Annotated in this window: 26 protein-coding genes, 1 tRNA gene and 1 pseudogene; 14 read left to right on the forward strand and 14 right to left on the reverse strand. The window is 45.9% G+C overall.

What is annotated here, in order from left to right; all coding sequences use genetic code 11:
• The first annotated feature begins 114 nt into the window (after positions 1-114).
• The 3 genes from QUA77_RS02210 (at position 115) to QUA77_RS02220 (ending at position 2095) form a co-directional block, all read left to right on the forward strand.
• Complete coding sequence (locus QUA77_RS02210; RefSeq protein ID WP_333449116.1) at positions 115-1242, forward strand: esterase-like activity of phytase family protein; 1128 nt, start codon at positions 115-117, stop codon at positions 1240-1242.
• Positions 1243-1298: 56 nt separating this feature from the next.
• Positions 1299-1372 (forward strand) — tRNA-Asp (locus tag QUA77_RS02215).
• Positions 1373-1432: 60 nt separating this feature from the next.
• Positions 1433-2095 carry a Uma2 family endonuclease gene (locus QUA77_RS02220; protein WP_333449117.1) on the forward strand — a complete coding sequence of 221 codons (663 nt, stop codon included), beginning with the start codon at positions 1433-1435 and terminating at the stop codon, positions 2093-2095.
• A 58-nt stretch (positions 2096-2153) separates the two neighbouring features.
• Here the strand turns inward: QUA77_RS02220 and QUA77_RS02225 are convergent, their stop codons facing one another.
• Together QUA77_RS02225 and QUA77_RS02230 are read right to left on the reverse strand one after the other, a co-directional pair.
• A complete protein-coding gene (locus QUA77_RS02225; RefSeq protein WP_333267459.1) occupies positions 2154-2363 on the reverse strand; it encodes a hypothetical protein in 210 nt (69 codons plus the stop codon).
• 97 nt (positions 2364-2460) lie between these two features.
• Positions 2461-2958, reverse strand: a complete 498-nt coding sequence (locus QUA77_RS02230) for a DUF393 domain-containing protein (protein ID WP_333449118.1) — start codon at positions 2956-2958, stop codon at positions 2461-2463.
• A 350-nt stretch (positions 2959-3308) separates the two neighbouring features.
• Here QUA77_RS02230 and gltX point away from each other — a divergent pair.
• A pseudogene (gene gltX, locus QUA77_RS02235) lies at positions 3309-4751 on the forward strand (glutamate--tRNA ligase); the annotation flags it as partial.
• Between the two features lie 402 nt (positions 4752-5153).
• On the forward strand, positions 5154-5588 hold the full coding sequence (locus QUA77_RS02240) for a CAAD domain-containing protein (protein ID WP_333038016.1): 435 nt from the start codon (positions 5154-5156) through the stop codon (positions 5586-5588).
• A gap of 85 nt (positions 5589-5673) precedes the next feature.
• On the opposite strand, the gene QUA77_RS02245 is transcribed toward QUA77_RS02240, so the two are convergent.
• The 3 genes from QUA77_RS02245 to QUA77_RS02255 form a co-directional block, all read right to left on the reverse strand.
• Positions 5674-9330: a CHAT domain-containing tetratricopeptide repeat protein gene (locus tag QUA77_RS02245; protein ID WP_333449119.1), complete on the reverse strand. Its 3657-nt coding sequence runs from the start codon at positions 9328-9330 to the stop codon at positions 5674-5676.
• 40 nt (positions 9331-9370) lie between these two features.
• Positions 9371-10594: a transposase gene (locus tag QUA77_RS02250; RefSeq protein WP_333449120.1), complete on the reverse strand. Its 1224-nt coding sequence runs from the start codon at positions 10592-10594 to the stop codon at positions 9371-9373.
• 571 nt (positions 10595-11165) lie between these two features.
• Positions 11166-12437 (reverse strand): aspartate aminotransferase family protein, encoded by a 1272-nt coding sequence (locus QUA77_RS02255; protein ID WP_333449121.1) that lies wholly within the window; start codon positions 12435-12437, stop codon positions 11166-11168.
• A gap of 128 nt (positions 12438-12565) precedes the next feature.
• Between QUA77_RS02255 and QUA77_RS02260 the strand changes: the two genes are divergently transcribed.
• On the forward strand, positions 12566-13843 hold the full coding sequence (locus tag QUA77_RS02260) for a ribulose bisphosphate carboxylase small subunit (RefSeq protein ID WP_333449122.1): 1278 nt from the start codon (positions 12566-12568) through the stop codon (positions 13841-13843).
• A gap of 93 nt (positions 13844-13936) precedes the next feature.
• Here the strand turns inward: QUA77_RS02260 and QUA77_RS02265 are convergent, their stop codons facing one another.
• Both QUA77_RS02265 and QUA77_RS02270 read right to left on the reverse strand, forming a co-directional pair.
• Complete coding sequence (locus tag QUA77_RS02265; RefSeq protein WP_333095276.1) at positions 13937-14191, reverse strand: hypothetical protein; 255 nt, start codon at positions 14189-14191, stop codon at positions 13937-13939.
• Between the two features lie 14 nt (positions 14192-14205).
• A complete protein-coding gene (locus QUA77_RS02270) occupies positions 14206-15372 on the reverse strand; it encodes an nSTAND1 domain-containing NTPase (RefSeq protein ID WP_333449123.1) in 1167 nt (388 codons plus the stop codon).
• Between the two features lie 251 nt (positions 15373-15623).
• Here QUA77_RS02270 and QUA77_RS02275 point away from each other — a divergent pair, with 251 nt between their 5' ends.
• On the forward strand, positions 15624-15938 hold the full coding sequence (locus tag QUA77_RS02275) for a TRADD-N-associated membrane domain-containing protein (protein WP_333449124.1): 315 nt from the start codon (positions 15624-15626) through the stop codon (positions 15936-15938).
• 132 nt (positions 15939-16070) lie between these two features.
• Here QUA77_RS02275 and rbsK read toward each other — a convergent pair whose 3' ends face one another.
• Positions 16071-16991 (reverse strand): ribokinase, encoded by a 921-nt coding sequence (rbsK, locus tag QUA77_RS02280; protein WP_333449125.1) that lies wholly within the window; start codon positions 16989-16991, stop codon positions 16071-16073.
• A 243-nt stretch (positions 16992-17234) separates the two neighbouring features.
• Between rbsK and nblR the strand changes: the two genes are divergently transcribed.
• The 4 genes from nblR to QUA77_RS02300 all read left to right on the forward strand — a co-directional run bounded on the left by nblR (position 17235) and on the right by QUA77_RS02300 (position 19609).
• On the forward strand, positions 17235-17930 hold the full coding sequence (gene nblR / locus QUA77_RS02285; protein ID WP_333449126.1) for a response regulator transcription factor NblR: 696 nt from the start codon (positions 17235-17237) through the stop codon (positions 17928-17930).
• A 126-nt stretch (positions 17931-18056) separates the two neighbouring features.
• Positions 18057-18572: a DUF192 domain-containing protein gene (locus QUA77_RS02290; protein ID WP_333449127.1), complete on the forward strand. Its 516-nt coding sequence runs from the start codon at positions 18057-18059 to the stop codon at positions 18570-18572.
• 493 nt (positions 18573-19065) lie between these two features.
• The gene (locus QUA77_RS02295) at positions 19066-19278 is read left to right on the forward strand and encodes a hypothetical protein (RefSeq protein WP_333449128.1); all 213 of its coding nucleotides are present in this window, start codon (positions 19066-19068) and stop codon (positions 19276-19278) included.
• A 115-nt stretch (positions 19279-19393) separates the two neighbouring features.
• Positions 19394-19609 (forward strand): DUF2949 domain-containing protein, encoded by a 216-nt coding sequence (locus QUA77_RS02300; protein ID WP_190662748.1) that lies wholly within the window; start codon positions 19394-19396, stop codon positions 19607-19609.
• 59 nt (positions 19610-19668) lie between these two features.
• Here QUA77_RS02300 and QUA77_RS02305 read toward each other — a convergent pair whose 3' ends face one another.
• From QUA77_RS02305 to QUA77_RS02330, 6 genes are all read right to left on the reverse strand, one after another.
• Positions 19669-20826, reverse strand: a complete 1158-nt coding sequence (locus QUA77_RS02305) for an alanine--glyoxylate aminotransferase family protein (protein ID WP_333449129.1) — start codon at positions 20824-20826, stop codon at positions 19669-19671.
• A gap of 78 nt (positions 20827-20904) precedes the next feature.
• Positions 20905-21150: a DUF5340 domain-containing protein gene (locus QUA77_RS02310; RefSeq protein WP_333037960.1), complete on the reverse strand. Its 246-nt coding sequence runs from the start codon at positions 21148-21150 to the stop codon at positions 20905-20907.
• Positions 21151-21500: 350 nt separating this feature from the next.
• The gene (gene trpC / locus QUA77_RS02315) at positions 21501-22400 is read right to left on the reverse strand and encodes an indole-3-glycerol phosphate synthase TrpC (RefSeq protein WP_333185413.1); all 900 of its coding nucleotides are present in this window, start codon (positions 22398-22400) and stop codon (positions 21501-21503) included.
• 58 nt (positions 22401-22458) lie between these two features.
• Complete coding sequence (locus tag QUA77_RS02320; RefSeq protein WP_333449130.1) at positions 22459-22863, reverse strand: transcriptional regulator; 405 nt, start codon at positions 22861-22863, stop codon at positions 22459-22461.
• The gene (locus tag QUA77_RS02325; RefSeq protein WP_333449131.1) at positions 22847-23146 is read right to left on the reverse strand and encodes a type II toxin-antitoxin system HigB family toxin; all 300 of its coding nucleotides are present in this window, start codon (positions 23144-23146) and stop codon (positions 22847-22849) included. Before QUA77_RS02325 ends, QUA77_RS02320 begins: the two co-directional genes overlap by 17 nt.
• A 76-nt stretch (positions 23147-23222) precedes the next feature.
• Positions 23223-23408, reverse strand: coding sequence for a hypothetical protein (locus QUA77_RS02330; protein ID WP_333449132.1), 186 nt, complete (start codon positions 23406-23408; stop codon positions 23223-23225).
• Between the two features lie 345 nt (positions 23409-23753).
• On the opposite strand from QUA77_RS02330, the gene QUA77_RS02335 reads away from it, so the two are divergent.
• The 3 genes from QUA77_RS02335 to QUA77_RS02345 all read left to right on the forward strand — a co-directional run bounded on the left by QUA77_RS02335 (position 23754) and on the right by QUA77_RS02345 (position 25556).
• Complete coding sequence (locus QUA77_RS02335; protein ID WP_333449133.1) at positions 23754-24257, forward strand: hypothetical protein; 504 nt, start codon at positions 23754-23756, stop codon at positions 24255-24257.
• Between the two features lie 33 nt (positions 24258-24290).
• Entirely contained in the window at positions 24291-24824 is a 534-nt protein-coding gene (locus QUA77_RS02340; protein WP_333126534.1) for a hypothetical protein, read from the forward strand.
• Positions 24825-25103: 279 nt separating this feature from the next.
• Positions 25104-25556, forward strand: a complete 453-nt coding sequence (locus tag QUA77_RS02345) for a nucleotidyltransferase domain-containing protein (RefSeq protein ID WP_333449134.1) — start codon at positions 25104-25106, stop codon at positions 25554-25556.
• The last annotated feature ends 91 nt before the right edge of the window (positions 25557-25647 follow it).

Genomic DNA, 25647 nt, shown 5'->3' on the forward strand with positions numbered 1-25647 from the left:
TCCTCAATCACAGACCTGAATCCTTACTTTTAGATTTAACGAACCGCGAAGACGCAAAGGGCGCGAAGGAAGAAAGGGAAGAGGAAGAAAGGTAATAATGTATTTATTGGTAAAATGCGAAAGCTAGCAAAAGCAACTATATTTATTGTCTGTTTTTTGATGGCGGCAAGTGTTGCTATTTGGGTAAACCAGTCAGCCAAATCTTTCGCTGTTACGAAAATAGATTTTATCGGCAGAGCAATATTTCCGACAGGTTCTCCGTTTCAGGGAACAGAAATTGGCGGACTTTCGGGCATTACTTATGATGCCGAGAAACAAGTTTATTATGCCATTTCTGATGACCGCAGCAGCAAGGCTCCGGCGCGGTTCTATACTCTCAAAATTAACGTGCAAGCTGGTAAACTGGAAAAAGAGCAAATTACTTTTGCTGGTGTCACTACTTTATTAGATGAAAACGGCAAAGGTTTTCCTGAATTAAGTTTAGATCCTGAAGGGATAGCTTTTACTGGCAATAGCGTGTTTGTTTCTTCTGAGGGAGATGTCGATCGCCAAATAAATCCTTTTATCAAAGAGTTCTCCCTCGATGGTAAACTCCTGAAGACGCTGGCAATTCCTGAACAGTTTTTGCCAGACTACAAAGGCAGTAAAGGCATCCGTAACAATCTCGCTTTTGAAAGTTTAACTTTAACGCCCGATCGCAAATACCTATTTACAGCTACCGAAAATGCCTTGGTTCAAGATGGCGCAGTACCTTCCCTGGAAACCGGGATCCCGTGCCGGATTTTGCGCTACGATGCGGTGAGTGGCAATCCCGAAGCATCGTTTCTCTACATCACCGAACCGCTACCCGCTGGTGCGAATCCTGTGGGAAAATTAACTAGCAACGGTTTAGTGGATTTGTTGGCGATCGACGATAACCGCTTGCTGAGTTTAGAGCGTGCTTTCTCCCTGGAAACCGGCACAACTATCAGAATTTTTGAGATTTCTCTGGAAAAGGGCGATCGTATTGAAGCACTCGAAAGCCTCAAAAGCCGTCTGGGCGAGGTTTCTCCCGCTCAAAAACGCCTGCTGCTGGATTTGGAAACGCTGAAAATTCCCCTAGACAACATTGAGGGGTTGACATTTGGCCCGGTGTTAGGCGATGGTAGCAGAGGTCTGATTTTGGTGAGCGACAACAACTTCAGTCCCCTGCAAGAGACTCAAATTTTGGGCTTCCAAATAAAAGTTCAAAAAACCTCTTGACAAAAGGTGAAGTGATAGGCATAATAGAAATTGTGCCTGAAAAAACGGCAAAACGAGGGACAGTAGTTCAATTGGTTAGAGCACCGCCCTGTCACGGCGGAAGTTGCGGGTTCGAGCCCCGTCTGTCCCGTTCTCTCGGAAGTCCAAAATAAAAAGTTGAAGATTTTTATAGATTAAAAGGGAGGGAAGTATGACCGTTACGCTCATTAACTCCTCCCCAGAAACAACCACACAACGGGTGGTATTATCTAATATCAGTTGGCAGACTTACCAAAGCTTGTTAGCAGAAGCCGGAGACAAGAGAGCCTCGCGGTTTTCCTATTTTCAAGAAGTATTAGAAATTATCATGCCATCAGATTTGCATGAAACTGTTAACTGTTTGTTGAAACAGTTTGTGACTACTTTAAGTGACGAATTAAAATTGAAACGCAAGGGATTTGGTTCGACGACTCTCAACCGTGAAGATTTAAAACAAGGTGCAGAACCAGATTCCTGTTTTTATATCCAAAATGTCGATCGCATTCGTGGCCGAAAAATTAACTTATCAATAGACCCGCCACCAGATTTAATCATCGAAGTCGATCTCACCAGTCCATCTACTAATCGCTTGACTATCTACAAAAACTTAGGAGTTCCTGAAATTTGGAGATATCTCGGAGAGACTGTACAATTTTTTCAACTTGTGAACGGAGAATATGAAAGCTGTGAATACAGTGGCGCTTTTCCGATTGTTTCTTCAGGAATAATCAATCAATTTTTGCAGATGGCCGAGACGGAGGATGATACGACTATAATTGACGCTTTGCGAGTATGGGTCAGGGAACAGTTGCGATCGCCCGAAAATGAGCAATAATATTTAACTTAATTTAACGACTTCCTTTCTTCTACGGACGATCGACTCCAAGCAGCCCTCAAAGGTGCGAGGAAATAAAGGGTCGCGCGATCTGATATGTCAAAACCAGGGCGATGGGCACGAGAATCGGAATCGCAACTAGCAGTCCCCATTTGCCAAACCTAAGTTTTTGACCGTCCGATTTTAACAGGAAAATCACAGCGGCAATTCCCATAAGTATCCAAAGACCACCGAAGCCCATGAAGACTGTATAGCCTGCATCTTGCATTTTTTTTGACCTTTAATAGTAGTCCATCTTTAATGTTAGTTGCAGTCTGTTTCGGGTGACATCTTCTGATAGACCGATCGCACTTACTAAATATGACTCATTTCGAGTTGGGTCGGCAGCGGCCTTGACTTTCGCACTCGATCCGCTGAGTTCGATCGCTCATAATTGTTGCTAAATCCGGCCTTCCCGTCAGCTTCAGCCGCCAGTCTGCCCAAATTCCGTACAGCCAATTGGCGATCGCCCCGATCGCTGGTAACTTAGTCACAGCATAAACCCAGCCCATACCTAAAATCTCGTAGGTGCGGCGAAAAACCTCTACATTTTTAACCGTCGTACCGTCGGGTAACACCGCGTGAATCCGCCCCATCGCCGTTTCGTAGTCGATTCCGCCGTGGGCCTCCGGGTTGTAGCCATCATCCGCGATATCCACAAACAACACTAAACCTCGCCCCGCGTCCTGTTTTTTTAAGAAATTAACCTCCCGCACGCACAGAGGACATTCACCGTCGTACAGCAACTCAATCTGCCAAGCAGGCGCAACAGACTCGGGTGAGGGCGCAACAGATTCGGAAAACTCAGTTTTAGCAGCAGACATAGGGAAATATATTTTAATGTCGTCGATCGCACACAAACATTTTACAAGCATCAATAGTTATCAGGTGCGCCTTGGGTACTCCTAAAGCAGTTATTTGTGCTGTGAAAAATAGTCCCAAAGGTCAATCCAGTCTTGGCCACCCGCAAGCTATTATCATCAAGATGCCCTCTCTTGCCATGCCGGAGACTTTCGCCCGATCACCCGAAAGTCGAATATCAAACAATTGGAGGCAAAGCACCTGCCAAGCACAACTGTTAATTCGGCAACAAAATATAATAAAATTTAAAGTCTTAAACATCAGCTATTCCCCCAACCAGCAAATCGCCCCCAATCTAAAAGCAAAAATCTACATGAATGTCAGAGTCCGTCTAGCCCCCAGTCCCACCGGAAACCTACACATCGGTACCGCCAGAACCGCCGTATTCAACTGGCTGTTTGCCCGCAACCAAGGTGGCAAGTTCATCCTGCGGGTAGAAGACACAGACGTAGAACGTTCTAAAAGCGAATACACCGATAACATCCTCGAAGGCCTCACCTGGCTGGGTATGGAGTGGGACGAAGGCCCGAGTTTTCAGTCACAGCGTCTGGAAATATACCGCCGAGCAGTCCAAACCCTTCTAGACAATGGACTCGCCTACCGCTGCTACACCACGTCGGAAGAACTCGACGAAATGCGGGAAGCACAAAAAGCCAACAAACAAGCCCCCCGCTACGACAACCGACACCGCAACTTGACAAGCCAACAGCGCGCAGCTTTTGAAGGCGAAGGGCGACAAGCTGTGATTCGATTTATCATCGACGACGATCGCACGATCGCTTGGAACGACATGGTGCGCGACACCGTAACCTGGAAAGGTAGCGACCTCGGCGGCGATATGGTGATTGCCCGTGCATCCAGCGGCGGCGTCATCGGCCAACCCCTCTACAACCTCGCAGTAGTTGTCGATGACATCGACATGGGCATCACCCACGTCATCCGCGGCGAAGATCACATCGGTAATACTCCGAAACAAATATTGCTTTACGAAGCTTTGGGCGCGACAATCCCAGAATTTGCCCACACGCCGCTGATTTTAAACTCCCAAGGGCAAAAGCTTTCTAAACGCGACGGCGTAACCTCGATTTCTGACTTCAAAGATATGGGCTACGTCCCCGAAGCTTTAGTTAATTACATGACTTTGCTCGGTTGGACTCCGCCGGATTCAACGCAGGAAATATTTACACTGTCGGAAGCAGCAGAATTATTTACATTCTATCGAGTCAACAAAGCTGGTGCAAAATTTGATTGGGATAAACTCAATTGGCTAAACAGTCAATACCTGCACAAAATGCCAGTGCCGCAATTGACAGATTTGCTGATACCTTATTGGTGGCAGAAAGGCGGTTATGAGTTTGACTTGGAGGCAGACCGCCCCTGGCTCGAACAAATAGCTGCTTTAATCGGCCCGAGTCTCGTTCGCTTAACCGATGCTGTGGATATGTGTAAGGTATTCTTCTCCACCACGGTGGAATACGAAGAAGAAGCACTCGCACAATTGCAGCAAACAGGGGCTGCACAGGCTTTACAAGCAGTTGTAGAAGCGATGGAAAGTCATTCGTCCCTGACATCAGCGGAAGCTCAGAAAATCACTAAAAAGCTCAGTAAAGAGAAAAATCTTAACAAAGGGCTAATTATGCGATCGCTCAGAGCAGCTCTGACAGGTGCAATGCACGGCCCCGACCTGATAGAATCTTGGGTAATCCTTCACCAGCGAGGAACGGCTAAAACCCGTTTGCTTGATGCCATTAGCAACTTGAATGGGCCTGCTGTTGGTGTCGCGGACGAAACTCCTACCCCAGAACAACCACACGCAGAAACAGTCGCCGAAAGTTCTGCTACAGAACAGTCAGCAGTGGAGGTTTCAAAAGTCGAAACACCGACTCTTGAAACAGTCGAAACCCCGGTTGTTGAACCATCAGCAGCAGAGGTTTCAGAAGTGGAAAAACTTGCGATCGAAACAGTCGAAACGCCGACTGTCGAACAAGCAGTGGAAGTTACAGCAGTCGAAATACCGACTTCAGAAACAGGCGAAGTGTCGGCTCTTGAACCAACCGACGGGGAGGTTGCAGCAGTCGAAATACCGGCTCTTGAAACAGTCGCAGCAGCAGTTGAAATACCTGCCGCCAACCAGCAAAAAACTATTGCGAGTGGAGAAATGACTTCATCAAACGAACCAGAAACAACCGTTATCATCACCGAAGTTCCTGCCGGAAATGAAGCAGACAGTTCAAGCGGTACAACAAAAGTCATAATTACCGAAGAACCGCCAAGTCAGACCCAGCAGATCAAAGAACAAATTATCTCAATTTTGTCTGAGTTTCCCGCTTACATTGGCAGCTTTTACGAGCAGTACAAAAGTCCCCTGACTGTTATCGGTGTAATTGTAGCCTCGATTGTCTCTTTGAAAGTGCTTTTGGGCGTAATAGACGAACTCAACGACATCCCCCTGCTAGCACCCACATTCGAGCTAATTGGTATCGGATACACCGGGTGGTTTATCTACCGCTATTTGCTGCGATCGTCCAATCGGCAACAATTAGGTCAAGAAATTCAAGCCTTGAAAGAACAAATTTTCGGCAAAAAATCCTAAACTTTTGCTGTAATTTGTTGAATTTATGCCCGACATTGACAACTTTAAATAAGTTGGTAGTGTCGGGTTTTTAAATGACTAATCACTAAACCCCAGCCGCAGTAAAAGCCGCCCAATAATAAGGATTAGCAAAAGGATAGGGTTTGCGGTTGCGAATTTGCTGCAAAGAAGCCTCCGCAATCAGACGAGAACTTTGAGAAAGCCGATCGAACATTTGCGAAATTTGAGGTTGAAAATCCGCCAGCAACACCTCCAATTCCTCGCTAGTCAAATCCCGCAGCCACCTTTGAGCGTCCCCCAGCGCGATCGCCACATCTCCCACCTGCAACCGAGAAAACCGTCCCAGGTTTTCATAAAACTTGCTCGTCAGCAGCAGCGTAGAAACATCGTTTACCTTCCAAAGACTGCTAACCACACTAGACGTGCCAGCATACAACAAACCCGCCGACAAACCCACAAAATCTCCTCCAGCACCGCTAACTCCGCCAGGGGCAATTTCGCAACCCGATAAAGTAACTAAAAAATATTGCCGAAAATCCAGATTAAAAATTTCCTCCAAACTCAGAGAATCATTCCTCAAAAACACGGCGGATTTCAGTGGCCAAGCCAAATTAAGTAAACTAAAACAAGCAAAGTGAGCGCATTTTTTATGCGGCAACTGCCCTATTTGCTGGCGCAAATTCCCATTATTAGCAGACATTTCTTGGGAAAAAGCCTCTTTAATTGCCGGCTTATGGCGCACAACTTCTGTACTGGCAAAATACTGGGAAATCTTGCCGATTTCAATGTTGCTGTAGAACGCATCTCTGGTGAAAGTTGGAATTGCCAAAAGCTGCTGCAAACCGGGTCTGTACCGACCAAGAGTTGCTCCGTGTGCACTTTGTCTCAACAGCAATAGCTGACAGCTAGGAGCATAGCGAATTCCTCCGGCAAATCGATCGATCAAATAAGCCGCAGGCGCTGCAACGTCGCCAAAAGACGAACTTTGAGAAAAATCGGAAAGGCTGTAGGTTTCTACATCAAAACCGCTGCGATCGCTCCACCCAGACCTAAAAATTCCCCCACCGTCCTCAAACCCGTCTCTCCCCGCCAAAGGCAAAGCGTGGAGTGGCAAAGCGTGCAAAAATCGGTGCGGCACAAAAATCAGCCGATCGCAATTCTCCGGAATCAGCGCCACCACTCGATCGATTTCCAGCATCGTAGCCAAGCGTTTGAGGCGAGCCGGGAGATGATTGATCCAGCGACCTTTTTGTTCAGAATAAGCGGTGAGGTACTCCTGGCCCCAACTTTCGGCAGCCAAAGCATTTTCCGCCGAACACAGGTGAACGGTGGGATATTGTGCACTCTTTACCACCACAAAAGCAACCAGCAACTCCCCCAAACTCGCCCACGCCACAACAGCGCAATTGTCATCAGGCAACAATTGGCGAATTTGCTCGAAAGCGATCGGTTCAACTTTGTGAGCTAGGCTGAAGAAAGGATCGTTTGCCTGCACCTCCCGCGCAATCAACCTATCAAACTGCTTCCACAATTGATTTAAGTGCATGAAGTCCGAGTTCGGCAGCAGAGAACCGCTGTTCAAACCTTGGCTATCGCCCTCAGAAATCAAGGTCGTGTTCGGCTCAGGTTCTCCCTGTTCTTGGTGCCGCTGTTCCCCCGCTATTTCCAGTCGCAGCGACTCCAACTCGCTTCGCACCGCTGCAGGAATTTCGGCTTTCGGAGTCAAGTGGCATTTAACCAGCAGTTGTACCAAATTCCGATTTTTGTGGCGTTCGGCGTATTCCAGAGCCTTAGCGTAATATTCAGGTTGGCTGGGGCCGAGTTCCAAGCAAACTTGCACCAGGCATTTATAGAGTCCAGCCCAGGTGCGGGTTAATTTGACTTTTGCGGTAGTCGTCTGATCGCCAAAATCGACTGTATCAACCCCAACTTCGCAACGCAAAAATTCCACAGTATCGACAGCAGCAGTAAAAACCCCGTAGGCGCGAAGCAAGTCGCCTCGAACTCGGTAAGCTTGACCCAAATAAAATAAAATTTCAGCCCAGCGGTGGGGATAGGTTTCGCGAGTGTAGACTTGACAGGCGCTGTGATAGCAGCCGATCGCGCTTTCCATGTGGGACAAGTCTTCGGCCTCCGTCAGTTGCGAATAAGCCCTGCCCAGATAAATTTGCAGCATTGCCCAGCGGTTGGGATATGCCTGCTTGGTGTAGACTTCGGCCGCATTTTGATAGCAGGCGATCGCGCTTTTTAGGTTGCGGTTTTTTTCCCCTTTCACGTGTTCGCAGAAAGCGCGGCCGAGGTAGGCACACAGCATTGCCCAGCGTTCGGGAGATTTTTGGCGGTTGCAAAACAGCAAAGCATTTTGATAGCAGACGATCGCCATTTCCATATTTTCGGCTTTTTCCCCTTTCACCCGCCGACTGTAGATCCTACCGAGGTAAGTTTGGATCGAAGCCCAGGCTTCGGGAAATTTGATGCGGGTGTAGACTTGTAAAGCATTTTGATAGCAGGCGATCGCCATTTCCAAATTTTCCACCGGATCGCCTTTGATGCGATCGACAAACACCCGGCCCAAATTCCTTTGAGTCGTCGCCCACTGCTGCGGAAAAGCTTCCCGAGTCCGCACCTGCAAAGCTCTCTGATAGCACGTAACCGCGTATTCGAGATTTTCAGCTCGGTTGCCCCGCAGCAACTCGCAGTAAGCATTTGCCAAATTATTTTGAGTTGTAGCCCAACGCCGGGGAAACACCTTGCGGTTGTAGACTTGCAAAGCATTTTGGTAGCAAGCGACTGCCAGTTCGAGATTTTCAGCTCGGTTGCCCCGCAGCCGCCGGCTGTAAGCACGGCCGAGATTGTTTTGAGTGCTCGCCCACTCTTCCCCGAAAGTTTCACGGGTGCGAACTCGCAGCGCGTTTTGATAGCAGGCGATCGCGTGTTCTAGATTGTCTGCCGGATCTCCCCTGAGACGCTCGCTGTAAGCGTTGCCTAGATTGTTTTGCAGCGTCGCCCACTGTTCCGGGTACTGTTCGGGCGTGCGTACTTGTAGGGCATTTTCAAAGCAAGCGATCGCCTGTTCGATATTTTGAGCCTTATCACCTTTGGGACGATCGCTATAAGCGTTGCCCAGATTGTTTTGCATCACCGCCCATTCTTGGGGAAAGTCTTTGCGGGTAAACACCTTAGCAACTGTTTCGTAACCGGCAATTTCGATTTCCAAGTTGTGGGCTTTGCTGCCGAGGGGAAACCGCCCAATTTTGTTGCTCAGATTGCCGATTAACGCTGCAATGCGCCTAGTCTCGGATTCTTTGGCAGTAGAGAACACCAAATTGGCCCAGTGGCGCAGCAGTTCTGCGAAATTCTGGTCGAGTTTGTCTAAATTGTTTCTTAGCAGCGAGTACAGGTGCTGCGAATCAGCGCCACGCGCGACTGCCTGCAATACTTCTGCTAAAAAAGCCAGATAGGCTGCCCCGGTTGAGGGCAATTTATAACTCCCTTTTGCAGATTCTAAGGGTGCGATCGCCCTTTGGAAAAATTTTGCAGCTTTCAGCAAGCTTTCTCGCGTCAGTGCCACTTCTTCCAAATAAAGCGTTTGCACGAACCCAAAGTCGATCGACTTTGGGTTCGTCCTCAAAATCAAATCTATTCCTGAGTCGCCAGGATTTTCCAGCAGCGCTTGGAGCATATTAACATCAGTTTTGCGACGCTGTTCGTCCATCGTGCATTCCGCCAAACTATTAACCATAGGAGCGCTGCTTCCGTGCAACCAAGTGAACTACCCACCGCTAAATCGTAGTACCGAATATAGTAGGGGCTTGTGTACTCATAGGCGAGTGCCTTAGCTTAGACTTTCGTCCAACATTTGGTCTTACCTCGCATCCTAAAGCCGAAATGGCTGAACCTTCTTGCGCCTTTAGTATTTTGATACCTTCTGCTTTCATATTTATCCCTGCTTTCTTCTCGCGAGCGCGATCGGTAGCACAGTGAGGACAAGTCCCTTCCCCCATATCTAATGGCATCTCGGTCATTTTATGGAAACAATTAGAACAAAGTTTGGAACTGGAAACCCCTCTATCAATCTCGACTAAGTTCCCGCCTTTGCGTTCCCACTTGTAGGCTAAGAAGTTGGTAAAACTTTCCCAAACCTCATCCGATCTTGCTTTCGCCAAATTTTGATTGCGAATCCCGTTCCAGAAATGAAAGTTTTCTACTATGAGCGCGAGGCGATCGCTGACCAACTTATAACTAAGTTTATGTAGAAAATATTGCCACAAATTCCTAAACCGCTCGCATAGCTTTGCCACAGCTTTTCTATATTTGTATTCAGAATTACTTTTCTGCTGGTTTGTAAACTTTTGCTGCTGGCGCTTCAAGTTCTTCTCCTGCTTGGCAAAATGCTTGGCATTGTCATATATAGATACTTTTTCATGATCGGGGACAATAGCAAAGTATTTCACTCCTAAATCGCCAGCAATCCTACCTTCTTTTGTTGTCTGGTTCTCAGCCTTCTTGATTTCACTCAGTATAGATGCCAGATATTTACCTGAATATTTATTACGAATAATTGAATTCGGACTTTTACCCTCACTTAATCTATATCTCTTTATTTTTGTTTTAGTTTTTCTTCTATAACTGTAAATTATATTACACACAAAATTGACGTTTTTAGGATGCTGAAATAACAGTTTTTTAGCTGGAGATGGGAACTTATAAAACCCAGCCCCTTCATCAAAAAACTTTTTGTAGGCAGCCGTTAATTTGAGCGTATTAACTTGCCCATATTGGCTGTGATACTGACATAATCCTACACTTTCATCGGATTTTTTGATAACAGGTAAAAGTTTGTTGAGACCGGAGTGGCCAATTTTTTTTCCAGTTTTTTTATATACTTCAATTGATTGATTTTGACCATAATTAGACCACCAACGCGCACCCCCAAAAGTTGAAGCTACTTGTATTTGTTGATTTTGGGTAGGATAGAAACGAACTTGGATAGCCTTGTGTAGCAATCAACATCACCTCCTTGATTCTTCTATTCTCTCACAATATACAGTTGATGAGCAAAGCATTACAAAAAAATTTTGTGACGAGGATTACATATTTTCTCTCTTGAAAGAGCTCCCCAAAATTACTTGAGGATGCAATCGTCGTCGCCCGCCCTTCCCACTATAACGGTACTCAGTTGAGTTGGAAGGGCGCGAAATAGTTAAACCACGATTCACACCCAACAGACACTCACATAGCGAAACTAGCACCTGCAATGGCTAATAGTATAATTTTGCGCGCTGCTCTCTAGTAAAATCGCAGTTCAAAACACCGTCAGTCTTTCAGGGCGGGTTTCACAGAGAGTTCTGAATTTGACAAACCCGCCCTGACAGAGTTGCAGCGGGGCGGGTTTACTTTTACCCCGATCGGACTTAGGCCAAAAAACCGGGCTTCTGGGAAACTATTGGGTTTGGTAACGAGGAATCTCGAAAGAAACCCGGTTTCTGAGGAAGAGTGTGTCCTGGACTAAGTGAGTTATCTAGGATATTGCGCGAGTTGCAGCGCTACAAATAACAAAAATCCACTCCGTAGATTTTACTGTACCGCTTGAGAGCGCAAGGCTGACTCCACTGCCAGCAGAGCTCGATCGACTTCAGCGGCAGTGACAATCAGCGGCGGGACAAATCTCAGCACTTTCGGCCCTGCAGGAACCAACAGAACTCCTGCGGCGATCGCAGATTTGACGATATCAGCGGATGTAAGTTCGACATCAGCTTGCAATTCCATCCCGACAATCAAACCCCAGCCGCGCACTTCGGCAATTAAATGCGGATATTCGGCCGCCAACTTGTTGAGCCCTGCTTTCAACTGTTCCCCGCGCTGCTGCACGTTTTCTAGAAGGTTTTCCCGTTCTAAAGTTTGGCAAACGCACAAAGCTACAGCGCAAGCAAAAGGATTGCCGCCGAAAGTGCTGGCGTGACTTCCCGGTTCAAATACATCGCAGGAAGATTTGCACAGCATAGCGCCGATCGGGATACCGCCGCCCAATCCTTTGGCAGACGTAAAGATATCCGGTTCAATGCCGAGGTTTTCGTAGCCCCAGTATTTGCCGGTGCGTCCCATCCCGACTTGCACTTCGTCGAGAATGAGCAAAATGCCTTTTTCGTCGCAAATTTCCCGAATTCGCTGGAAGTAGGCGATATCTCCGGGGCGAACTCCGCCTTCCCCTTGCAGCGCTTCCAGCATAATTGCTGCTACTTGACGTTCATCTTTGTCGAGTTGCTCGATCGCGCTTTCGATCGCACTAATATCGTTGTACGGCACGTAGTGAAATCCGGGAACCAAAGGACTAAAACCCTTCTGGTATTTAGGCTGTCCCGTTGCCGTAATTGTCGCCAAAGTCCGCCCGTGGAAACTCGCAGCGGCGGTAATGATTGTCGGATTCGAGATATTTAATTTTTCGTGGGCGTACTTGCGGGCGAGTTTAATTGCCGCTTCATTAGCTTCCGCGCCGGAGTTGCAAAAGAAGGCTCTGTCAGCGCAAGAATGGTCTACAAGCCACTTTGCCAGCTCGCCCTGTACGGGGATGTAATAAAGGTTAGAAACGTGGTGTAGGGTCTGAATTTGCTGAGTTACCGCTGCAATCATTGCCGGGTGGGCGTGTCCCAGAGTGCAGGTAGCAATACCGGCCACAAAATCGAGATATTCGCGGCCCTCGGTATCCCAAACGCGGCAGCCCAGGCCCCGTTCTAGGGCGATCGCAAAACGCCCGTAAGTCGTCATTACATAGCTGTCGAAGCTTTCAGAACTGAAGGGACTGGCTTCGGCTTGCACGTTTGGTTCTTTTAGTAAGGTTTCTGGACTCACGAATCGCTCCTTAACACATAATATGCAGACCTCGATTGTACGGTAAAAATCCAGGTTAGCGGTGCAGGCTGTTAGTTTTGTCATAAAATCGTAACAGTAACCTCAATTAATCCCTCACAAATCTACTGATGAGTTATTACATTTCTCCTAACTTTCTCGATAAAGTTGCGGTGCACGTCACTAAGAACTTTTTAAATTTACCCGGGGTAAGAGTTCCCCTAATTTTGGGAATTCACGGCCGCAAAGGAGAAGGCAAAACTTTTCAAACCGAACTGGTTTTTCGGCGAATGGGCTTTGAACCGGTGATGATATCTGGTGGGGAATTAGAAAGCCCGGATGCAGGAGATCCGGCGCGTTTAATTCGCTTGCGCTACCGGGAAGCTGCGGAGCAAATTAGGGTTCGGGGCGAGATGTGCGCCATCTTTATTAACGATTTGGATGCTGGTGCTGGCAGGTTCGATACTACTACTCAATATACTGTCAATACTCAGATGGTGAATGCCACTCTGATGAATATTGCTGACAATCCAACTAACGTGCAGTTACCGGGAAGTTATGACAGTACGCCGCTGCACCGAGTGCCGATTATTGTCACCGGAAATGATTTTTCTACGCTGTACGCGCCGCTGATTCGCGACGGGCGGATGGAAAAGTTTTATTGGGAACCCAGCCGGGATGACAAAATTGGCATTGTTGGGGGAATTTTTGAGTCTGACAAATTGTCAAAAACCGATATTGTGGCGTTAGTGGATAATTTTGCCGATCAGGCGATCGACTTTTTTAGCGCTTTGCGATCGCGCATTTATGACGAACAAATCCGCGAATTCATTCACAAAGTAGGAATCGAGCGAGTTTCCAAGCGTTTGGTAAACACTTTGGAAGCAGCGCCAGATTTCCATAACCCGGATTTCAGCCTCGCTCATTTAGTAGAAATGGGCAGTTTGATGGTGGGTCAACAAAAGCGGATTAAGGAAATGCGCTTAGTAGATGAATACAACCAATCGCGGCTGTTTAACGTTCAAGGAACCCCCAATGCCCCTGCTGCTGCGCCAACGCAAAGTGAATTAAACGACCCGTCATCCAAATATTATAAGGCTTACGTTGAGCCAAGTTCTGAAGGTGGTAACGGTCATGCGGCGCGGCTGAGTTCTGACGTATTGGAACAAGTAAAGCAGTTGTTAGCAAGAGGCTGCAAAATTGGCATGGAATATGCAGACAATCGCCGATTTAAAACTGGTTCTTGGCAAAGTTGCGCGACAATAAAAACTGAACAAGAAAAAGATGTGGTTGCATCTTTAGAAACTTGTTTGGCGGAACACGGCGGCGAATACGTGCGGCTGATTGGTATCGATCCAAAAGTCAAGCGCAGGGTAGTTGAAACAATCATTCAGCGGCCGCAGGGTTAAAGCTAAAGTAGTTAAAGTTATGAAGGACACAACACTGTTGTGTCCCTACAGGCAATATCTTTATCTCCCCGTAGACTACAGGACAGACAGAGATTATGCAAACCAGTGGCGAATTAATTCTACTTGGAAACGGTAGCCCTCACTAACTTCCTCAATCCATTCGCGTTGCAGAAGTAAATTGAGAGCATCAGATTTATTGGGAAAGTGTTGCAAAATAGTTAATCTGCTGACTGTTGCCCCTTCTCCTCGTGCTGCCAAAAACTGCAAAATAGCTAATCCTGCTGCATCTGCTTGATTGCAGGGCTTGCGATCAAATTGCTTTACGTACTTAATTTTGAGTAGTTTCATAAATATAACGATCGCTAGAAAACTATATCAAAGAAAGGATTAAATAAATTATCGAAGGACTGCATCTGTTTTAACCCTTCTTCCTGCCAGTCATCCCCCATTTCCTCATCTTCCAAACTAAATAATCGTTCTCGACAAAGGATTTGCAGCAGCAGAGGCCAGCATTTACTTTGAGTCAAAATCCACTCGACATCCTCAGCCGGAAAAGGCATGGGCGAACTGGCTATCAACTCGCGCGCTTCAGCTTCAGTCATAGCTCCGAGAGTTGTGGTATTATATCGAAAGATATTGAAAAAAGGCAAACTATGTCCGGTGCTACGCGCTAATTCGATCAGCGATACTGGAGTTGCCAAGACAAACCCTAAATTCCCATTGGTTTGGTATGTTCTCAAAGAGTGCAAACTCTCCCAAAACTCATCATCTAATTCGGGACAGCGCTGTAAACCTACACCAATTTCATCAAATAAGATGACTGTAGGCTGAAGTAAATTACTGCTAACCACATCCATAAATCCCTCTAAGTCGCAAGGGCTGGGAACTGACATTTTTAGGCATTCTAAAATGTAGCGCAGCAACCCTTCCCGACTCTGCCGTCGCGGATCTTGAAAATCTACGAAAATCCAGCGATAGTTTTCTGGAGAGGGCAACCAGTCAGATTTTTGACCGGGACGCAACTGTGCTGTTGGGGTGGTGGTAATATTTTTCAAGTATTCCAGCAAAGAAGTCTTGCCACTGCCGCTCTTGCCGATAATGACAGCATTTTGCAGGGGACGGCGTTTCAGTAAGTCGAATAGGCGTTTTAGTTCCTTCTTCCGCCCAAAAAAGTAGCGCGGATGGGTGATGGGAGTGCCAGTTACAAACGAGGAAGTTTCGCTATCTTCTGCATTTTGCAGTTGATTTTTAGGAGCCAAATCACAGTCAACCTCCTCCAGTTTTAGCCGAAGCGCCCTAAAAACAAGTTCAAGAGAGCTTTTTTCGACTCCCTGACCCCGCACTATCTTCCTGACTGTATCAGGATGTAACGTTTCGCCGTTGAGCTCAAGTTGAATTTTTTCATGGATTTTACCGACGGCGTATCTTTCGCTGGTGATACCCAACCGATCTATCTCAGCCTGAAGTTTCTGCTTTCCTGTGGGTGTCAGTATCACACCGCGATCGCGCTGCTGCGTCCGTGAATTCATAAATTGGCGAAGTTTAACGTTCGGGTGACGATATTCCCGAACTTAAGGAAGATAGTAATAGTTTATATGAACTTAAGCCAGTAAACCAAGTTTGCTCGGATCTCAGCCTCCCAAGCTGAAAAGCTAGCTGGAACTGAGATGGCAAAGTTAATTACTCAAAATCTACAAAGTTCCTGCCTATCGTCTTCAGAATCGTCCCAAAGCTGTTTCAGTAGGTGGAAGATAGACAGTGTACAGTTTAAAGAAATGAAATGCTTCTTAATAAGTCCACTTCCAACCCACCATTCCGTTCTGATGATTACCCAGAAATGGAGCGAGATGTCATTCAAGAACGTTTGCGTCAAGCTAAATTTAGTTTTAACGTGACTATTGGGTTAAAAATAGTAAACGCCTTTATGAGTATTTTAGTCATCGTACTGTTGTTTTCTGGAAAAGTCACAGAAGGCTCAGTTGCCACCGCTGGCGGATTAACATCAAAGATTGTGAGCGTTCGGTTACTCAAGTTTACAAAAGAAACGAACGACCGACTCGATCGCCTAGCCAAAGAATTCAAAGACGACGATTAAATAAAAATAGTTGAAGTAGGGTGCGCCTTCCGCACCTGACAAATTACAAATTCCACTAATACGCGGTTTACAAGTCAAAGTAGGGCGCGCATTCCGCACCCTACAAATTCAACTAACGCGCACCTGACAAATTCAAGTTAAATTCTGCAAAAATTTATCAAAGGTTGCCCGATCGGGCATAGCCACTTGAGCACCCGTTTTTGTTGCACACAGAGCGCCCGCTGCTGCGCCCCACCGCACCGCCTCTGACAAGGACAGACCGGCATCTAATGCAGCAGCCAACCCGCCGTTAAAAGCATCGCCAGCAGCCACAGTGTCGATCGCCTCCACAGCAAAAGCCGGTACAAAAAAGGTTTCATCCGCAGTAACAGCAACAGCCCCGCGATCGCCCAATTTGACAATAACATTCTTGACGCCACGCTGCTGCAAGTGTTTGGCAGCTACAATCGCTGTTTCCGTGTCATTCACCCGAAAACCGACTAACTGGCTGGCTTCCACTTCATTCGGCGTGATAATGTCAATTAGCGGATAAAGTTCCACTGGCAAATCCGCCCTAGCCGGTGCTGGATCGAGAATAACTCGCACCCCCGCTAGACGAGCAGCTTTCGCAGCTTTTTGGACAACTTCCAGGGAAATTTCTAACTGTAACAGCACAGATGTAGCTGCTGTTAACAGTTTTTGGAGACGTTCTATATCTGCTTCACCGACATTGTTATTTGCGCCCGGAATCACAATAATATTATTTTGACCTGTCTCGTCTACGGCGATAATTGCCACTCCTGAATGAGTGTTTTGGTCTATTAATACATTGTCTGTACTTAAACCATAAGATTGTAAATTTGTCAATAATTCTTCAGCAAATTTATCGTTGCCGACGCGACCGATGATGTGGGTGGAAGTGCCGAGACGGGCGGCGGCTACGGCTTGATTTGCTCCTTTGCCACCGCCGGCTGTGAAAAAATTGCTACCGATGATAGTTTCCCCTGGTTGCGGCAACCGGGGAGTTTTTGCTGCTAGGTCGATGTTGATACTTCCGAATACGATGATGGTCATAAATTATTCAATTTGGTAATTGGTAAGCTGTAGCGCATTTAATTGGTAAGCTACTTTTTACTTAAACTCTTGTGGGGCGGGCAGGATAGCCAGGGGCGATCGAGTTTCAATTTAAATGCCAAATAGCTTAATTGGTAATTGGTAATTCTCCCATTCTCCCACTTTCCCCCTCTCCCTCTCTCCCCCTCTCCCTCTCTTCCTTAAGACGTGCTAGAACAGTTATGGTCTCCACCGGTCAATTCAATGGCTGCAATTACTCTCGATCGCAATCCCTGTGTCCTGCTAGTTGAAACAGACGAAGTTCTCGCCGGACACTTGAGTCTAGACTTAAAATCCTCCGGCTATGAACCGGTAGTAGCTTCTAACACCGCCACCGGCCAAAATTTAGCCCGTGAATTGCAGCCTGCTTTGATTGTAATTGACCGGATACTTGGCGCTGAGTCGGGGCTATCACTGTGTTCTTACCTCAGAAGTATTGGCAATCGGGTGCCGGTGCTGCTACTTGTCGGTCGTGATACAGTTGACGATCGCGTAGCTTGTCTAGAAGCTGGCGCGGATGATTATTTTCTCAAACCTTACCGCACTGAGGAGTTTTTGCAGTTGGTGCGTTTGTATTTGCAGCCGGATAACACCAGCAACGAACAATTGAGGTTTGGCGATTTAGTTTTGGATTTGGCCTCTAGGCGGGCCCTGCGGAACGGACGGGCGATCGACCTGACGATGAAGGAATTTGAGCTGCTAAAGTATTTGATGGAACATCCCCGCGAGGTTTTGACTCGCGAACAAATTCTGGAAAATGTTTGGGGTTACGACTTTTTGGGCGAGTCGAATGTAATTGAGGTTTACATCCGCTATCTGCGGCTCAAAATTGAAGATGAGGGCGAAAAGCGTTTGATTCAGACGGTGCGCGGTGTTGGCTATGTGATGCGAGAAGCTTGAAGCAGTCAGTTGACAGTTGACAGTTGACTGTTGACAGTTGACTGTTGGCTAGTTCCAATCTCCAATGTCCACTGTCCAATTGCCAATTAGCAATCTAAAATCTAAAATCTAAAATCTAAAATCAATATGAATTATTTAGCTACTTTGCTCGGTATTGGAGTAAGTATATTTTTGCTGGGATGTTCGCCGACTTTACCTGTCGCCAATGCTGGTGCTACTGGTATTTTGGCGGATCGGTCTCCGACGGCGAAAACATCGGGTCAAATGCTGCCTGTTTCTGCTAGAGCTCGGATAGGCGATCGCCCCATCGAACTCGAAGTGGCGAAAACACCGGAACAACAGGCTATGGGTTTAATGTACAGAACTTCTTTGCCGGATGACAGAGGAATGCTGTTTGAGTTTAAACCGGCGCGGGGGGTCAATTTTTGGATGAAAAATTGCAAAATTTCTCTGGATATGATTTTTATCCGGGATGGGGTGGTTGAGGCGATCGAAGTTTCTGCACCTCCTTGTACTGCAGATCCTTGTCCTACCTACGGGCCCGATACAGTTGTCGATCGAGTTATTGAACTCCGGGGCGGGCGTGCTGCTGAACTCGGTGTCAAAACGGGCGATCGTATTGAAATCGAGTTTTTTCAGTAAAACTTCGGACTGTTTCAGTAAAACCTGCAGACAGACAAAATCCTCCGGTGTCCATCGCCCAGAGATCCCCCTGCCTTCGGAATACCGGCGAAAATTTAGAAACTTTACAAAAATTGATTAAATCTATTAGAATATTAATGTAAGATTCAGTACAAACACCGAAAGATTTGCTACGATGTCGATCTCAGCCAGTCAGGACTTGAGCTTGTTTCCGGAAGCTGTAGATTCTTGGTCGCAGGTATGAGACGAGTCAGCGACTCGTTACCAATCCTGAGAGACGATACTCAGCCTCAATGTGTAGCAACACGAAAAGAAATTCTCTGGAAGTTCTGGCGAGCGAGGTAAATCTACTAAACCTATCTAAAGTAATATGCTACGAGCCAAGTTAATTGGCGGTAATTGGCAAACTTAACTTCTGGTAGCAGTTTCGGGTTTGATCGAAATATCTAACTAATTTTGCCGAAGTAGATTTGCGGATTCTGCATTTCGGCAGATGAAGTTAAACTCTGAACCTGGTTTAGTAGTTTTAGGTAGCAGAATAAATTCTGATTCGCGCTGCAAAGATGCCGAGGTATTCAGTTTAAGTTCGATCGCGATCGCAAGTCGATCGGGCCGACATCAGCAAAATTGCAAAACCTTTCACTTTTTGGGAAAGGTTAGCTTGTGCGATCGCACTCAGCATTACGTTTGGCAGTTCAACCGCTAATACTGTTTTAACAGCTATCGACGGTAACAAGACAAATTTAAAACTGGCTTATTACTCATCAAAAACATCAGGTTCAAATCAGAAAATGGTGTCCTATACTTAGAGGTGAAATCACATGGCACCCGCTACATACACTCGATTAATTCGATTTTTACAAGAAGATTTGGCAATTTCTCCCGCGTCAATTGCTGTCGCCGAACGTGTCGGCGGTGACAAACAGCGGCAGCGCGATAAAGACCCTAATTCCTTGCCGATGGTTCTGTGGCAATACGGTTTAGTCACTCTCGACCAGTTGGATAAAATCTTTGATTGGTTATCCCAAGCATATTAAAAGGATTTTAGATTTTAGATATAAATAATCAAAAATCCAAAATCCTTTAATAACTTGGATTAAGATTCAGCCAAAAGTTTCGCAGCAGCGGCAACGCCGGCACCAGGAGTGTAGCCTTCATGACCCAATTCTCGCAACACCACTTCTAAAGAGGAAATTGCTGCTAGAATATCGCGATCGCACACAAAGCCCAAATGACCGATTCGGAAGATTTTACCTTTCAAATGGTCTTGTCCGTCGGCGAGAGCAATGTCAAATCTCTTTCTCATCAAAGTCCGCACTTTTTGAGCATCTACGGATGCTGGCGGCATAACCGAAGTAATTGCAGGGCTGGCGGCTTCGTCAGCAGCAAACAACGGCAAACCTAAAGCTTTTACAGCAGCGCGAGTAGTTTTCATTAAGCGTTGGTGTCGCGCGAAAACATTTTCCAACCCTTCTGTTTTCATCATCTGCAGCGATGCTTGCAGGGCGAAAAACATATTGACAGGGGGAGTAAAAGGAGTGGTATTTTTGGCAGCGTCTTTGCTATATTTACCCAAATCCAAATAATAGCGGGGCAGTTTCGCAGTTTTGTAAGCTTCCCAAGCTTTGGGACTGACTGCCACAAAACCCAAACCTGGAGGAATCATGTAAGCTTTCTGAGAACCCGAAGCAATGACATCGATTCCCCAAGCGTCCATCGGAATATTGACAGCGCCTAAGCTAGTGACAGCATCGACAATAATTAAAGCTTCACCGTGGGCTTTAACGTGGCGGTTGATGGTTTCGAGGTCGTTGAGGACGCCGGTGGAGGTTTCCGAGTGCGTGATAATGACAGCTTTGATTTGCTTCTCTGTATCTGCTTCGAGTTTTTCGCGGAAGTTTTCGGGGTCTAAAGGTTGGCCCCACTCGGCTTTAATAATCTCGGCGTTTAAACCGTAAGCTTCGGCGACTTCGGCCCAACGTTCGCCAAATTTGCCGTTAGTGCCCACTAAAACTCGATCGCCCGCACTCAGGAAATTAATTATCCCAGCTTCCATCGCGCCGGTACCAGAAACCGTTAAACTCAGCACGTCACTTTTAGTTTGGTGCAGCCATTTCAAATTTTCGGTACATTCTGCAAAAATTCCGTCAAATTCCTTGCTGCGGTGGCCCATCGGGTGTTTTGCCATCGCTAACAAGGCCGCTTCAGGTACCGGCGTCGGGCCGGGAATCATCAGCATTAATTTGTTGTCCATGATATTGTCCTAAGTTTTTCTGTGGGAGTTATATAGAATAAATCAAATACGATACGTCACGTCGCTACTCTAACTTTTTTAACTTTTAACTCCCTTGTGGTTAATTTCATTTAGAGACCAGCGGTGTTCTACCGCTATGTTCGATCGCTCGCAGCTTTGTTCTAATTGCTTTTGAATGGCAAGGGCTTTACGCAGTGTAATAATAAGTTGGTGCACTTGTTGCTGCTGCGGCGATTGTGGACTGACAGCAAACATCGTTTTGCGTTCTAACAATTGAAGTAGCAATTCATAATGAATGTACGAAGGAAGGGGGATTGGCTCCATGAAAGCTAATATACCTCAGCGAACCGATACCCCATTGCAATTGCATGAGGCATCACAGGTGAACATTAGATGCCCGATTTTTTATTTGTTTTCTAACCGTACAATAACCCCCTGCTTTGCCGATCGAATATTCGGGGCTGGGTGCGTTGGACACGCTAAATCTTGCGATCGACCCGCTTACAGAATAGATTTAATTGCTTTCTGGCAAAATATTTCTATGCAATATAGCTTTGAGTGCTATTTTTTTTTACAGTAGCGCTTGAGTCGATGCAGGCTAGAAATTCTCATTATTTACCTACTTAATCATTTTTTATCAGAATTAAGGGTGGTTTGTCAAGCGGTCTCGCCTTTCACAGGCTGGGAGGGCGATCGGCAAGGGAGGCTAAAGCTGCACCCGGATCGGGCTGTTTGACTAGGGATTCGCCGATGAGGACGGCTTGGGCGCCGGCACTGGCAACTTGAGTTAAGTCGTCGGGAGTGTGGATTCCTGACTCGCTGACGATGAGGATGCCTTTTGCTTGGATTTCGGTTTGTCGATCGGCTAATAGTTGAGTAGTAGTTTCTAGGCTGACGGAAAAGTCTGCTAGGTTGCGGTTGTTGATACCGATCAGGTTGACGCCTTCTAGGGTTAATACTCGATCGAGTTCTTCGAGAGTGTGAACTTCTATCAAAGCTGTCATGCCCAAAGTCTTGACAATTTTTACAAAGTATTGTAAGTCTTTATCTGACAGAATAGCTGCGATTAACAATACAGCATCCGCGCCGTGAATCCGGGCGAGATAGATTTGGTAGGGATAGATAATAAACTCTTTGCAAAGTAAGGGTAAATCGACTGCGGCGCGGATTTTAGCGAGGTTGTCGAAGCTGCCTTGAAAGAACTTTTCATCGGTGAGTACGGAGATGCAACTGGCGCCGTTTTGTTGGTAAGCTAGGGCGATCGCCACTGGATCGAAATCTTCGCGAATTACGCCTTTGCTGGGGGAAGCTTTTTTAACTTCGGCGATGATAGCGGGTGTGGTTTTGCCGTTTTTAAGGGCGGCAAGAAAGTCGCGGGTTGGCGGTGCAAAGGGGAGTTTTTTGTGAAGATCGGATAACGGGGTGCGATCGCGCTTTTGGGCAACTTCAGCTTCTTTTTGCCAGACGATTTCTTCGAGGATGTGCTGGGGTTCGGCGTCGGGTACGGCGATTTGGTAGCTGAGGTAGAGGACGGAGACGGATGTGCTGGGGGGACGGCGACGGATTTGAAGCATGATAGGGGGATAAAGGGCGATCGTAACAAGTTTCAACGTATTATATAATGGTTTACGATTAATCAAACAGAAACAAACCCGGATTTACATGAAAAAATTTTCCCAAAGCCTCAGCTTGTTTTTTGCTAATTTCTAGCTGACCGTTAACGATTTCAGTTACCGTCTCAACTGTGCCAATAATTTCTACTAAATCTGCTATTTCTAAACTTCTAGCATCCATCAAATGAAGAAGTCTTGAGTGGGGAGTTGAAGCATTCAGTTGATAGTGAATTTCTTCATAATCCTCAATTAGTTTGACTAAAAGTTCTAACAGAGTATCTTCTTCGGGAGTTAGATTTTTCCGAGAAAGCAATTTTTCAACTATTTCTAAAAAAGTCTCGTTTTCATCTTCCTTTTTTATAATTCGAGGTTGATATTGGGATAGCAGGCTGCTATATCTGTCGGAGTCAAAAGTAAGGGTCATTTTTCCAGTTGTCTTTGTCATATTCTGCATGAGTCAAAATGTACTTGATATAAACAATCTGCTTTTGATAGTTAAGACTTATGATTAAGCGATATTTATTTCCTTTGATATTAAAAATTGTAAAATTTCCAACTGCTTCAGCTTGAGGATAAATAGTTTGAACTTCAATAAGTTTAGTCCCGTTGGCTTGACTAGCAATCTTGTACCAATCATCGAGGGCTTCGCAGGAATCAGCATGATTTTGGCAGTAGTCTCTTAATTTTTTGCGACTGACAACGTGCATTGAGCGATCGTTCAGATGTTTGGCAGATACCTAATTCTATCAAATTTAAGTGCGAACGGCTAAAACCCCAATTTTACTAAAAGGGCGATCGGGCTTCTTTTTCTATGTTTGGGCGGGAATAGTTAGTTTTGACATACTCTTTTAGTATCGGTGCAAGAGTGAAAAATGTGCGATCGCCCTGCAGGATTTTTTCAATTAATGAACGCCGTCCCAAGGATTGCATAACTTTCAACAATGTGACCTTCACTACAGTGAGCTTCATCTGCTATTTTTGAGTATTTCTGACCTTGCAAAGTTCCCGACCGTATCACCTATTCCAAATTCTCTAAGTGTTTTTCCGGATAGACAAAAACTAGGTTATCTGTCAGCATTAAGACTTGTTGAACGTCCATTAGTTTAGGCGTCTTCATAGCTTTACCAATTATATGCGACTTTTTCTTGCTTTTTCCGACCTGACGGAATTTGTCCGGCTTTTTCTGCTGTGGTGAATTGGCTAATAATGTACCAGTGTATACTTGAGCGGACTTTATTCGACTGGACAAGACTTAGCTTTTATATTTATAATCATATTTAAGAGGCACTATTATAGCTTTCCCATAGGAAAAAAATGACTGCACAACCATTATCCCTCCCCCAAGCAAACTTAAAAATGGCTCTCTGGCAAGTAGATGCCGATTCAATGAGTAGTAGCGAGTTGTATGTCTGGTTAAATGATAGCGGCTTGCCCCACGAAGTCACTATCAGATTGCACGAGTTAGCTAGCTACACAAAAAAAGCTGGTAACAAAGTTTTGGCAGTAGGGAAAATTGTTCTGATCAAAATTATCGAGTTTGTCAAGGCACATCCTCATTTAGCTACGGGCATTGCTCTAGGAGCTGCTGTGGGGCTATTGGCAAGTTCAGTACCAATTATAGGCCCAGTGTTAGCGCCATTGGCAGCAGTGCTAGGTATAGCTGTTGGTGCGATCGCTGGACATAGACTAGATCAAGGCTACCGTCAAGTAGATGGCATAGTTGGAGTAGCACAAGACTTTATTCAAATCGCCCAATTGTTTTTTCAACTACTGATTGATGTTTTCAATGCAGTTTTTCGCAACGTTATCACTGCTTAAAAAACAAAAGCTGAAAAAATCAAGAGGCTTAATATGTCAGGAAATAAAACCGTAACTAAGGAGCAAATCCTTAAAGCGATCGAGCAACTGGAAAAAAATCCTCATGATAAGCTAGCAATTTTAGCTGATGTTGGGGTTGGTGTGGTAGGTGCTGGTGCTGCTGGCGCGGCTGTTGCGGCTTTCGGGGGTCAAGCCATATTTTTTGGGCTAATAGCGGTTGCACCCCCAGTAGGATTGGTTGTTGGCGGTGCAGCATTAGGTGCAGCAGCTCTCGTTGGAGCAAAAAGGATCTTCTTTGATGGCACTTCCAAGGAAGGGAAACAAGCAGAAATTCTCAAACAGTTAAAAAAACAGCTAAGCGAGGTTGAAGCAAAAGAAAGCGCATCTAAGCTTGAAGACAGTGACAAGACAAAATTTATCGTTTGCTTGAAAGAACCAATTGAGCTTAATCTAATTAGCCCTCAAGATGCTCAGGATTTAATGAGGGCTGTCGAAAGTGGTCAAATACCTATCACAGAGGCAATTAAGATGGTTCACGCTATAGTTGAAGCAGCTAAACCCCAGTAGTCTTTTAAATCCACGACCTGAGAATGCTAAGCATAGGCTATGTTGTTCTGGTATTTCTGATAATTGACTTAGCTGCTAAAAGAGCGATCGCCCTTCTATTCTTGAGGTGCGATCGCTCTTTTTTTGAGTATCACTAATTCTGTTTCTCCAACACCATAGGGAAATTTACCGCTTTGACAACCATTCATAAGACAAACTATAGTGAGTAGGAGAAAATCGGAGTGGGATATTTGGTATAACGAAAGAATCCCGATCGCCCTCCAATCATTTACTACAAATATGATCGTTAACGATAAGCTTAAAAACATACTAACGCAATTACGATCGCACTTCGAGCAACTGTACGGCGATCGCCTCACCCAAATGGTACTCTACGGTTCCCAAGCGCGAGGTGACGCACGCCCAGACTCTGACATTGATATTTTAGTCGTCCTCAAAGGGCAAGTAAACCCAGGCGAAGAAATTAAAAGAACCAGCCACATTCGAGCCGATTTGTCGCTCCAAAATGATGAAGTCATTAGCTGTCTGTTTATGGACGAACAGCGATTTACGCACTATAACGGGCCTTTATTACGGAACATTCGCAAAGAGGGAATGTCATTTCTCAATAAGCCTTTTACGGGCGGGCAAGATGCCCACCCCACAAAAAAACTTACTCTTTGTGGAACAGGCATCTTGCCTGTTCTGGAGAATGCTAAAAGATGCAATTGCGAGCACTTTCCTCACCTTTAACTTGCTCTACTAACGCCCTAAAACAGTATACCGAAATCCCCGACTGATTCAACAAGTCGGGGATATAAAACAAGAAAACAGCCCCTACAAA

Source organism: Microcoleus sp. K5-D4 (assembly GCF_036704575.1).
Taxonomy (GTDB): Bacteria; Cyanobacteriota; Cyanobacteriia; order Cyanobacteriales; family Microcoleaceae; genus Microcoleus.